We start from the raw sequence: 12,440 nt of genomic DNA, 5'->3' as shown, positions 1-12,440 counted from the left end.
TATTAGTTACAGTAACTGCGAAGTTAGAAATACGTTACCGATTACGAAACCTAGAGTCACTAGTTTAATAATAATTAACATCTAATCTCACTTTCATCCCCTTTCCAAAAGACTGATATTACTTCTTACTCACTCCTCAGTTTCTGTGCTGGATTAGCCGTTGCAGCTTTACGGGCATGATAACCAGTAGTAAGGATCGTCACTAGAGTAGTACCTACAAGTACGGTTGCAAATATTGTGAACCCAGGGGTTATATGGAACTGGAAATTTTCCAGCCATCCCATCATAGAGAAATACCCCAATACAGTTGCAGGAATAGCAGCTATAAAGATTAGGATCACAAACTCCTTGATGAGAAGATTGATCAAACCTTGTGTATTAGCACCAAGTACTTTTCTAATGCTAATTTCCTTAGAACGCTGCTCTGCTGTGTAGGAAGCCAAGCCCAATAATCCTAAGCAGGCAATCAAAATGGTCATCCCTGAAAACCCTAAAAACAACTGCCCACGGAGCTGATCGGCCTCATAAAATTCCATGAATTGCTGGTCAATGAATCCAAAATCGAATGCTGTGGTTGGAAATGTGTTTTCCCAAGTTGCTTCAATAAAGTCAATAGTAGCCGCCACATCTCCTGTTATTTTAACAATGGCATAATTATTAACGTGTCTTGGGCGGAACATCAATGGGGTGATGGGTTCGTAAAGTGACTGCTGATGAAAGTCTTTTACCACACCCACGACCAATGCAGGAGGTATGGAATCATTTCGAGAGAGTCGAACCTTTTTACCAATTGGGCTGGTCCAATTCATTCTTCGCACCATAGCCTCATTTACCAATACAGCTTGGGAAGAATCTGTGGCATAATCTAATGAGAAATTTCTTCCTTCTACTATTTCAACACCAAGGGTAGAAAAGTAATCATAATCAACCCTGTAGCTGAAGATACTACGGTTTTCCATTGTTCCTTCCTCAGTTTCGATCGGCATTGAGTTGGTAGGATAACCGTCTCCTGGAGTTGAACTCGATGAGGCTGCACCAGCGATCTGAGCATTTTGAATTAATTTGTTTCTAAGGACTCCCCATTTTTCCCGATCCTCTTCACTTCTAAAATTGATGAGCATCATCTGGTCCTTGTCAAAACCTAGGTCTTTGTTCCTGATAAATTGCATTTGGGAATAAATAACCAAAGTGCCAATAAGCATGAAAATGGAAATGGAGAACTGTAGCGTGACTAAAACCTTCCTTAATATCTTACTACCAGACTTACCTCGTACACCTTTCATCGCGGCAGCGGGCTGAAAAGAAGACAAAAAGAATGCTGGATAACATCCGCCCAAAAATCCTGTCACAAATACGATACCGATAACCGCGAGTATCACATTGGTGTGAAGCAATCCACCAATTGCCAAATGAGTACCGACAAGGTTGTTTATTCCGGGAACAGCAACTATGATTATAAGAATGCTTAAAATTAGTGAGATAAGTGTAACAAGAATCGATTCAGTTAAAAACTGTCCTATTAAACCACTTCTTTGGGCGCCCATTACTTTTCTTAAACCGACTTCCATTGACCGTTTGACGGAACGTGCTGTTGCCAGGTTCATATAGTTGATACTGGCAATCACGATGAGGAAAATGGCTATGACTGTGAAAATCTGCACATATTGCATGCTACCCAAAGGCTCTGGTTCATTTTCAAAATCTGATTCCAAATGGATGCTGGTCAATGGAACAGAAACCATTTTGACTTGCAAGTTAATTGGGTCGAATATGGGAGCTATATATTTAGCAACGGTTGAATCAAGCTTGATTTGTAAAGCTTCTTGCGAAACCCCTTCTTGGACTAAAACATAGGAAAATACGCCCCATGCCCCCCAACTATCTTCATTAGGGTAGATAGTTTTCCAAGAAATTAAGGCATCAGCGATCAGGTGGGATGCCTTAGGTACATCTTTATAGACGCCTGTGACCTGCAGAGACATTCCCTGATTGCGATCACTTATAATTGTTTGACCCATTGGATTTTCATCTTTGAAAATTTTTGTGGCCATAGATTGGTTGATGACAATTGAATTTGGTGTCTCCAAGGCAGTCTTGGGATCACCCATTATAAAGTCATAGTCAAATACTTCGAAAACCGTGGAGTCAGCTGCATAAACATTATCCTGATAGTATACGACTTGATTGAACTCGAACCGAGTTGGGCGCTGAAAGTCAATGCCTTGCAATCTCGTGGCCTGCACTACTTCTGGGTTTTCACTTTTCACAGTAAAGGCAGCTCTCATGGTCATATTTGACCATTTGGTCACACCTTCGGTCTCAATAAATTCAGAGGAAAGCCTATATATTCTGTCGCTCTTTGAATGATGCTTGTCAAAGCTCGTTTCATGAAAGATGTACAGTAGAATTATTAAACTTGATGCAATACCAACGGTGAGGCCAATGATATTGAGCGCTGTGTAACCAGGTTGCCTCAACAAGTTTCTGAAGGCTATCTTGATGTAATTTTTGAGCATATGAGTAGTTGTTTGTCTTTTGACTTTTGATTTAGCAGCTATCTTTTGGGCCTGAGATTTTTGATAACCTTTGCGTCCACCCAATATGACTTACCTACCCAATTCCTACTTCCATCTTCTTTAATCTCCCATTGCCCTCTGGTAAAAAACAGATATTTACCATCATCTGTCACTCTTGCACCACTTTCACTTAATGGGGTGTTTATTTGAGGCCCCATGTTAATTGCTGGTACCCAGGAACCATCTTTCGTTCGAAAACTTATGTAGATATCAGATCCACCGTGGCCATCTTCTCTTCTGACATCCCATATCAAATAAGATTCATCTGGTGAAATGTAAGGGTGGGCAAGCCATGTTCCGGTGTTAATCTCCTTGCCTAACTTTTGGCGAGGTTCATATTTTCCGTTTATAAGGCCAGAATAACTGATAGCGCCAACTGTATCAGGTTTTCCTGATTCATCAAACTCAATTTCATCAAAGTAAGAAGTCCCATTGTCTGAAAACGATATTCCCATGATTAGCTTATCTGAAAAAGGTGTCCCAAGGCTTTTATATTCTGACCAACCTGTGTAGGTTCGAATTCTATACTTATTTCCAGCGTATAAAGTATCTCCTCCCTTAGAGAATTTGGACCATCTTAGCTTGGTCTCAGACTCGTTGCCCCAGCTCCCGTTTTCATATCGAATAACGAAAGATGTGCGTTCTTTATATTTTCCATTTTTCCTGGTAAAGTAGTATTCCTTCCCATCCGGTGTCAATTTACCTCCTTCAAAAAGTCCTTCTGGGGAGACAATGGCGGGATCAAACAGTTTAGGGATTAGGCCCGGTGGCTCTTCTCCAAAATACAGTTCTTTCGTAGTTGGGTGGCTGGTATTGTTTTTAACTTTCTCTTGTGCAGAGACAATGTTGAACGATGGAACACAAGCCAATATTAAAAGTACAGCAGTTTTCATTCTCTTATTTTTTAGGTCTAAGATTTTCAATAACCTGAGCATCTACCCAGAAGATGTCTGAATCATCATATCTGTCAGTGGGTTTTAACTTCCCCATGTTACGGCCGAAGAAAAGATATTTTCCGTCAGGTGTAACACGTGCACCCCCTTCCGACCTTTCGGTGTTGACCTTGCCTCCTAGGTTAATTGACTCCCCCCATGAACCGTCTTCTTGTCTGAAACTGACATAGATATCGGCATCACCATACCCACTATCTCTTCTGCTATCCCACAGTATGTAAGACTCATCTGGTGCAATAAAAGGATGAGCATTTGCTGTGCCCGAGTTGATTTCTTCATTAAATAGCTTCGGTTCTTCACGTTTCCCATCTGTTAATTGAGAATATCGAAGAACTCCCTCTCCCATTGCATCAAAAACGTAAGTTCCCTTAGTAGAAGCCGTGAGACGCATGATTGGGATCTCCATAAAGGGAGTACTTAGGTTTTTTATTTCTGACCAGTTACCGGTCTCTGTACGCTCTTTATATCTTCTGCCTAAGTGCATAACACGTCCATCAGGTGATATAAAAGGTTGGCCTACTCTAGGGGATATTACTGACTCCTGCCACTGGTTATTCTTCTTCTGAAGAACCACAAATTCCATTTTCTTATCTTCTTCAGTTTCTCCAACCTCTCTGATGTAATAGAATTCTGTTAAGTCTGGGGTGAAAACACCACTAACTTGCCAGTTCTCCCTAGCAATCATATCAGGAGCGAAAGGTTCAGGGATCAAACTCGGGGGTTTTTGATCAAGATAAGGGCTTGCTATACTGGCCAAATCATTATCAGTGCGATATAGCTTTTCAGTATTACAGGCACATAAGAATAGTGCCCATGCAAGTACTTGAATGAAGTAGACCTTTTTCATTAATTGACCTATTTACTATGAAGAGTACCTTAATCTGGAGTAAGGTACTTAGCTAAACCTAGTAAATAGAGCCAATGCAAAAGTGTAAAGTAGACAAACCAGATTTAATGAAGGCCATAAAATGTGTATCACCAGAGAATGTGATAGCTCTGTTGCATATTCGATTTGGGCCAGAGATAATGAGGGTTCGTCTTTTTTCAAGGAATATCTACTGCAGGTTTTATATATTCATGCTTAATGGTCAAAAGAAAGCACCTAATCGATTGGGTCATTCAGAATAGAGTGGTTTCACACTTTATATTCTGGTTTTCACTATTTATAATTTTGCCTATACTGGCTGTATTAAATGATGGAAGCGTTGAAAAGACTCTGGTCAGCGGTTTGGGGTATTTACCGGCTCAATTATTAGCCAGTTATTTCTTAGTATACTATCAGGTTCCAAAACTTCTATTCAAAAAGAAGTACTTTCTGTTTGGAGTATCCTTTCTCATTTCAGTGTATGTGTTTTTAGTGATTTCAAGGCTGTCAAGCCTGTATTTGTCCAAAGCCCTACTTCCTCAATACTATAATCCCAAAAGTTTAATATCAATCTTAGAAGACCCTTTTCATCTAGCCGTAGTACACTTTCCTTCTGTCTACGTCTTCGTTTTTTTAATGTTTATGACGAAAGCCTTTAAGGATCGTTTTGAAGAGCGCCATCAACTGGAAGTTTTGCAAAAGGAAAAGGCCAATACCGAGCTTAAATTCTTAAAGGCACAAACCAACCCTCATTTCCTGTTTAATACATTAAACAATTTGTATTCTTTGACATTAGAGCGATCAGAGAAAGCACCTGAAGTTGTTTTAAAACTATCGGGCATGTTAGACTATATGCTCTATCAGTGTAAAGACGATGAAGTACCAGTAAAAAAAGAGATTGCCTTTATACAGGATTATATAGACCTAGAGTCTCTTCGTTATGGGGATAAGTTGTCGTTGAGCTTTACACATCAGCTTCATGCTCCCAACGTAATGATCGCACCTTTGATACTCATATCGTTTGTTGAAAATGCTTTTAAACATGGTCCTAGCAAGAACCTCAAAGACTCGACAATTCGAATTGAATTGACCACCAATGAAGAGCAACTTCACTTTAAAGTTCTCAATACACTTCCGACAAACAAGCAAGCTGATACGGAAGATGAGACACGTGCTGGCATTGGGTTTTCCAATTCACAGAGACAACTAGAACTGAATTATAAAAACAACTATGACCTGAAAAGCACCAAAACTGACAAAGATTTTCAGGTATCATTAACCATTAATTTAAAATAGTATGGGTATAAAGTGTATGGTTATAGATGACGAACCATTGGCCATTAAGGTAATTGAAAAGCATATCAGCCAAGTGCCTGGCCTTGAACTTGCAGCTACATTTGATAACCCAATTACTGCCGGAGATTTCCTTCAAAATGATACTGTAGATCTGTTATTTTTAGATATCCAAATGCCTGTGGTTACGGGCATAGATTTTATTAAGAACACAAGTTTACAACCTAAAGTTATACTGACAACAGCTCACAGAGAATATGCTCTGGAAGGTTATGAATTAGATATCATTGATTACTTACTTAAACCAATATCTTTTATTCGTTTCTATAAAGCCATTAACAAATATAGGGCATTAAACACGTCTACTCAGCTCAATTCACAAACCGCATCAGAACTCGAAAAAGTATCAGATCACATCTATGTTAACTCAAACAAGAAGATGGTAAGAATAGAGTTTGATAACATATTATATATTGACAGTATTAAAGACTATGTGAGGATACATACAGCAAAAGACAACATTATCACAAAAGATAAGATCAGTTCTTTCTTTCAAAAGCTCCCCGCCTCATTCATGAGGGTTCATCGCTCCTATATTATCAATACTGAAAAAATCTCTTACCTCACCACAAAGGATGCTGTACTACTTGGTGATATTGAAATTCCAATTGGTGCCTCTTATAGGGAAGTGATTGAGTCAATTAAAAATTGATACTCATCTATTAGACTGATTTACTATGGACTGTCCTATTTGGGTCTGATATTTTCAATAACTTCTACGTTAACCTATGGGATGAACCTTTTAGTTAATGTGCTCCTTATTGACTCCTGAGTTTCTGCGCTGGGTTGGCAATAGCAGCTTTACGTGCATGATAACCCGTGGTAAGTACTGTCACTATCATTGTACCGGCCAATACAGTAGAGAATATGGTAAAGCCCGGAGTGATATGAAATTGGAAACTCTCCAGCCATCCCATCATAGAGAAATAGCCCAATATAGATGCTGGTATTGCGGCTATTACAATAAGGATTACAAAGTCCTTAACAAGAAGGTTTATAAGCCCCTGTGTATTCGCTCCTAATACTTTCCTAATGCTTATTTCCTTGGCGCGTTGTTCGGCAGTATATGATGCCAGTCCCAATAACCCCAAACAAGCAATAAGGACTGTCATACCGGAAAAGCCTAAGAACAATCGACCACGGGTTTGGTCTGCTTCATAATGCTCCATAAATTCTTCATCAAGAAATGAATATTCAAAAGTCGTAGTGGGATAGGTTCTTTCCCATGCAGCCTGAATAAAGTCAACACTAGATGTGATGTCTCCTGAGATTTTGACAATGGCAGATCTATTGTTTTGGCTTGGGGAAAATACAAGCGAAGCGATGGGGTCATATAGCGATTCTTGATGAAAGTCCTTGACCACTCCTATTATGCGCGCTGGAGGTACTGAATCATTTCTATTTATCCTGATCTTTTTGCCGATTGGGTCTGTCCAGTTCATTCTTCTAACAGTAGCCTGATTGACCATGATTGCTTGAGAAGAGTCGGAAGCATAATCTAAAGAGAAATTTCTCCCTTGAATTACCTCAATTCCAAGTGTCGAAAAGTAATCATAGTCGACTAGGTAGTTATTGAAAGCAAGTGGTGTCATTCCACCTTCTTCAGTTTCTATTGAGTATATGCGATTAAAAAAACCGTTGCCTGGTGTGGAACTAGCAGTGGCAGCACCGCCTATGTTGGTATTTTGTACCAGCTCATTTCTCAGGAGATCCCATTTCTCAGCATTTGCATTGCTCCTAAAGTTGATTTTCATCATTTGTTCCTTGTCAAAGCCTAAATCTTTGTCCCTAACAAACTGCATTTGTGCATAGATGACCAAGGTGCCGATCAGCATGAAAATGGAAATAGAAAACTGAAGTGTCACGAGTGCCTTTCTTAACAATTTACCGCCTGACTTTCCTGCTGTTCCTTTAAGCACAGCAGCAGGTTGAAAGGATGATAAAAAGAAAGCAGGATAACATCCGCCCATAAATCCGGTGACAAACGCGATACTGATGATTACCAATACCACATTGGTGTGCAACAGACCCTTGACAGCCAGTGTAGTACCTACAACACCATTGATGCCTGGCACAACGACTATGACCACAAGAATACTTAAGACTAGGGATATGAACGTAATCAAAATAGACTCAGTCAAAAATTGACCAATCAAGCTACTTCTTTGAGCACCCATTACTTTTCTTAGCCCCACCTCCATCGATCGTTTAGTAGATCGTGCAGTAGCTAAGTTCATATAGTTGATGCTAGCGATAACAATGAGAAAAATGGCTATAGCGGCAAAGATTTGGACATATTGAATATTGCCAACTGGCACAGGTTCATTTTCAAAATCTGAAGTTAAATGGATACTCGTTAATGGAACCGGAACCATTTTAACCTTGATATTGATAGGGTCAAAAATTGGCGCTATATAGCTAGCAACAGTAGAATCAAGTTTAATTTGTAAGGCTTCTGGCGTGACTCCTTCTCTGACCAAAACATAAGAAAACACACCCCACATACCCCAACCTAAATCCCCATCAGGGTAGATGGTTTCCCAGGAGATCAATGCCTCAGCGATCAGGTGAGAAGAAATGGGCATATCTTTAAATACACCGGTAACTTGCAAAGTCAGATCCCTATTTTCGCCACTTTTAATAATTTGACCAATAGGATTTTCATCCCTGAATATTCTCTTTGCCATCGATTCATTGATGACAATCGAATTAGGTGCTTCGAGAGCGGTTTCTGGGTTCCCCCCTATAAACTCATAATCAAAGATATCGAACACGGTAGAATCAGCAGTGTATACATTATCTTGATAGTAGTCTACTTGGTTGAATTCAAAATGCATTTCACCTTGAGCGTTTAGACCTCGCATTCGAGTAGCTTGTACGACCTCAGGGTTCTCATTTTTTACGGTAAAGGCAGCCCGCATCGTCATTTGTGCCCACTTAAATGAGCCGTCAGGCTCCGTAAATGCCGTTGAAAGGCGATAGATCCGATCTCCTTTGGAATGGTGTTTATCGAAGCTTGTTTCGTGAAAGATGTATAGCAATATGATCAAGCTCGAGGCAATGCCCACCGTGAGTCCAATGATGTTAAGGGCTGTGTAGCCAGGTTGCCTCAACAGGTTTCTGAAGGCTATCTTGATGTAGTTTTTGAGCATGACTTTCTTGCTTTGAGGGTTTAATTGTTTTCAGGCCTGAGTTCTTGGATGATTTTGGCATCCACCCAGAAGATGTCTGTGTTTTCGGGACTTACGGCTCGGTTAAAGAAAAGGTACTTGCCGTCTGGTGTGACGGATGCACCACCTTCCCAGACGCTCGTGTTGATTTGATCTCCTAGGTTGATGGCTTCGCCCCATGTGTCATCTGGTTGCCGAAAACTAATGTATAAGTCCGAATCTCCATGGCCCTCTTCTCTTTCGCTATCCCAAATCAAATAACTTTCATCTGGTGCAATGAAGGGGTGGGCTGTCCATTTGCCAGTGTTAATGACTTTGCCGAGTAACCGAGGTTTTTCACGTTTGCCATCTTTTAGCCTCGAAATACGGATTATATCTTTGTTTTTATAATCGTCAAAAACATAGGTGCCCTTCGCAGAAGCGGACAGGCGCATAATACCCCAATCGTCTCGGTCAATCATAGGGCCATGACTTTTTACCTCAGACCAACCATTCCTAGTGCGTTCCATATATTTGCCACCCAAATGCATGGTCTGACCATCTGGGGATAAAAAGGGCCTACCTACTCTAGGACCAAACACAGATTCTTGCCATTGATCATTCTCATACTTAAAAATCATCAAAGACCATTTCTTGGTTTTAATATCCATTCGGGTAAAATAAAATGTCTTCATGTCAGGTGAAAAGAAAGCGCTATTGTCCCTATGTTCAGTGGAAACCACACCGGGTGCAAATGCTTCAGGAATTAAATCGGGTGGTTTTTGGCCAAAGAAGGTTGTTTCTATGGTTGCTGAATCATGGCTTTTTGCATCCTGTTTATCGGCATTACAGGCATTAAGAAGCAGTGTCGCCATTAGTATCAGAATGGAATGTGGTTTTTTCATAATCTTCAATTTGACTTATCTATTGCTTTGACCTGAGATCCTCGATAACCTTAGCATCCACCCAAAATATATCCGTGTTATCAGGAGAATTTACCGATCTATTAAAGAAAAGGTATTTGCCATCTGGTGTTACCCTTGCTCCGAATTCTGAAACCTCAGTATTTATCTTGTCACCCATTTTGATCGCCTCACCCCATGAACCATCTCCCTGTTTAAAGCTGATAAAGAGGTCAGCATTACGAACCGGGCTATTTCTTTGTCCATCCCAGATGATGTAGGATTCATCTGGTGCTATAAAGGGGTGAGCATTGTGTTGTCCGGTGTTAATTTCTTTACTAAGGGGTTTTGGTTTTTCACGTTTACCGTTAATCAAGCGTGAGTATCGAAGAACGCTATTACCATGTTCAACTGCTTCATCAAAAACATAGGTGCCTTTAGCAGATGAGGTAAGGCGCATGATGTAAACATCTTTGAGAGGTTCTTCTTCGAAATGGCCGCCAAGGCTTTTTAGTTCTGACCAGCCATCACCGATGCGCTCCATATATTTCCGGCCTAAATGCAAGGTTTTGCCATCAGGGGAGATAAAAGGCTCACCTACTCTAGGCGATATAATTGTTTCAATCCACCGGTTGTTTTGAGATTTAAAAACAACAAATTCCTGTCTAGGTTTTGTCTCTATATCAACTTCCCTGATAAAGTAGAACTCCTTCATATCCGGGGTAAAGACACCGCTCATTTCCCAACCTTTGGTTGAAATGATACCAGGTGCAAAGACTTCTGGGGTTAACCCCGGTGGCTTTTGCCCAAGATAGGGCCCCTCTAAGAGTGAGGAGCTAGAATTGTTTTCATTTTTTTCTTGAACAAATGATTTGGGTCTGAGATTCTCAATGACCTGAGTATCTACCCAATACTTTTTTCCTACATAATTAGTATTTCCATCTTCTTTAACCTTCCACTCTCCCCTAGTAAAAAATAGATATTTCCCATCATGTGTCACATGTGGAGCGCTTTCCTGCAGTTCAGTATTTATTATTGAGCCCATATTTATTGCGGGTAACCAAGAGCCATCCTTCTGTTTAAAACTGATATAGAGATCCGCTTGCCCATGGCCGTCTTCTCGTACTACATCCCATATTAAATAGGATTCATCTGGAGCAATGTATGGATGAGCAATATCATTTCCTGTATTGATCTCTCGGCCCATTTTTACTGGATTTTCATGTTTGCCATCTATGAGGCGTGAATAATACATGGAACCCTTTCCCTTGTCTTCTTTTTTATAAACAGTAAAATAATAGGTTCCATTAGATGAAACTGACCTACCATGTGCCATGTCTTTTAAGAACTCTCCAGGGCTTTTGAGTTCCGACCAGCCAGTGTCGGTTCGTTCCATATATTCCTTTCCTATATACATGATTTTGCCATCCTCAGAGAATTCTGGCCATCTTATATCTGTCTCAGATTCGTGCCCCCAACGGTTGTTTTCATACCGAATAACAAAAAATGCACGTCTTTTATATTTTCCATTATTCCTAGTGAAATAGAACTCCTTCATATCTGGCGTGAATGAACCTCCTTCGAAAAATCCTTCTGGGGAGACAATAGCAGGGTCAAATAGCTTAGGCGTTAAACCGGGTGGTTTTTCCCCAAAATAGGCTGTTGCTATTGTTGCTGAATCACTGCTTTTTGTGACCTGTTTACCGGCATTGCAAGCGTTCAGAAAAGCTACTGTTCCAAGCATAAGAATGAGATGTGACCTTTTCATAATTTTCAGCTTTTCTTATGACTTATTGCTTTGACCTGAGATCCTCGATAATCTGTGCATCGACCCACTTTCTGTCATAAGGGGGTTTACAACGGGGGCAGTAGGACAGGTATTTTCCATCTGGGGTTACATATCCACCACCATCTTCACCATCCGTATTTATCTCATCTCCGAAGTTGATGGCAGGACCCCATGAACCATCCGACTGTTTGAAGCTGATATACATATCACTATCACCATATCCGTCTTCTCTTTCACCATCCCAAATAATGTAGGACTCGTCTAGCGCAATAAATGGATGTGCGTTCCATTTACCAGTGTTTATGGCTGCACTGAGAGGTTTCGGTGCTTCACGCTTGCCGTTTATCAGCCGTGAATATCGAAGGACACCATTTCCACTTCTTGTGAATTCATCAAACACCAGTGTGCCATTTGATGAAGCCATAAGGCGCATAATGGGAATAGTATCAAAAGGTGCACCTAGGCTCTTTATCTCCGACCACCCAGACTCGGTTCGTTCTATGTATTTGTCTTTTGTGTACAGCGTATCGCCACCCGAATTATAAAATTCGTATTTCCTCAAGACACGGTTTTCCTCCCTAAAGCTGACTACGAGGGGACGAAAAGGAGCATCTGTTGTGGAGGTCAGATAGAACGCTTTCATTTTTGGGGCGTGAACCCCTCCAAGTTCCCAGCCTTCCTTGTATACAATGTCCTGATCTAAGGATTTTGATACCATTCCTGGAGGTTCTTGCCCATGATAAAGGCCCTCTACGGTTAGTGAATCATTGTCAAAGGCATCCTGCTTTTTAGTAGTGCAGGCAGTTAAAAACAGGGTCCCTGCTAGCATCAGAATAATGTGAGGCTTTTTCAT

General features: G+C 40.6%; 9 protein-coding genes. 2 read left to right on the top strand and 7 right to left on the bottom strand.

What is annotated here, in order from left to right:
- Nucleotides 1-125 precede the first annotated feature (125 nt).
- From J4E76_RS02330 to J4E76_RS02320, 3 genes are read right to left on the bottom strand one after another with little or no spacing between them, the layout of a single operon-like run.
- Nucleotides 126-2,516 (bottom strand): ABC transporter permease, encoded by a 2,391-nt coding sequence (locus J4E76_RS02330; protein WP_208500968.1) that lies wholly within the window; start codon nt 2,514-2,516, stop codon nt 126-128.
- Nucleotides 2,517-2,554: 38 nt separating this feature from the next.
- The gene (locus J4E76_RS02325; RefSeq protein ID WP_208500966.1) at nt 2,555-3,469 is read right to left on the bottom strand and encodes a hypothetical protein; all 915 of its coding nucleotides are present in this window, start codon (nt 3,467-3,469) and stop codon (nt 2,555-2,557) included.
- 4 nt (nt 3,470-3,473) lie between these two features.
- Entirely contained in the window at nt 3,474-4,376 is a 903-nt protein-coding gene (locus tag J4E76_RS02320) for a PD40 domain-containing protein (protein ID WP_208500965.1), read from the bottom strand.
- A 237-nt stretch (nt 4,377-4,613) separates the two neighbouring features.
- On the opposite strand from J4E76_RS02320, the gene J4E76_RS02315 reads away from it, so the two are divergent.
- Together J4E76_RS02315 and J4E76_RS02310 are read left to right on the top strand one after the other, a co-directional pair.
- Nucleotides 4,614-5,690, top strand: coding sequence for a sensor histidine kinase (locus J4E76_RS02315; protein WP_208500964.1), 1,077 nt, complete (start codon nt 4,614-4,616; stop codon nt 5,688-5,690).
- A 1-nt stretch (nt 5,691) separates the two neighbouring features.
- Nucleotides 5,692-6,399, top strand: coding sequence for a LytTR family DNA-binding domain-containing protein (locus tag J4E76_RS02310; RefSeq protein ID WP_208500963.1), 708 nt, complete (start codon nt 5,692-5,694; stop codon nt 6,397-6,399).
- A gap of 106 nt (nt 6,400-6,505) precedes the next feature.
- Here the strand turns inward: J4E76_RS02310 and J4E76_RS02305 are convergent, their stop codons facing one another.
- The 4 genes from J4E76_RS02305 to J4E76_RS02290 are packed head-to-tail and all read right to left on the bottom strand — an operon-like array spanning nt 6,506 to nt 12,440.
- Complete coding sequence (locus J4E76_RS02305) at nt 6,506-8,899, bottom strand: ABC transporter permease (RefSeq protein WP_208500962.1); 2,394 nt, start codon at nt 8,897-8,899, stop codon at nt 6,506-6,508.
- Nucleotides 8,900-8,919: 20 nt separating this feature from the next.
- Nucleotides 8,920-9,801 (bottom strand): PD40 domain-containing protein, encoded by an 882-nt coding sequence (locus tag J4E76_RS02300; RefSeq protein WP_208500960.1) that lies wholly within the window; start codon nt 9,799-9,801, stop codon nt 8,920-8,922.
- A gap of 19 nt (nt 9,802-9,820) precedes the next feature.
- Nucleotides 9,821-11,566 (bottom strand): PD40 domain-containing protein, encoded by a 1,746-nt coding sequence (locus J4E76_RS02295; RefSeq protein ID WP_208500959.1) that lies wholly within the window; start codon nt 11,564-11,566, stop codon nt 9,821-9,823.
- 22 nt (nt 11,567-11,588) lie between these two features.
- Nucleotides 11,589-12,440, bottom strand: a complete 852-nt coding sequence (locus J4E76_RS02290) for a hypothetical protein (protein WP_208500957.1) — start codon at nt 12,438-12,440, stop codon at nt 11,589-11,591.

Source organism: Roseivirga sp. E12 (assembly GCF_017592825.1).
Lineage (GTDB): Bacteria > Bacteroidota > Bacteroidia > Cytophagales > Cyclobacteriaceae > Roseivirga.
This window is presented reverse-complemented; position numbering and strand designations above follow the sequence as displayed.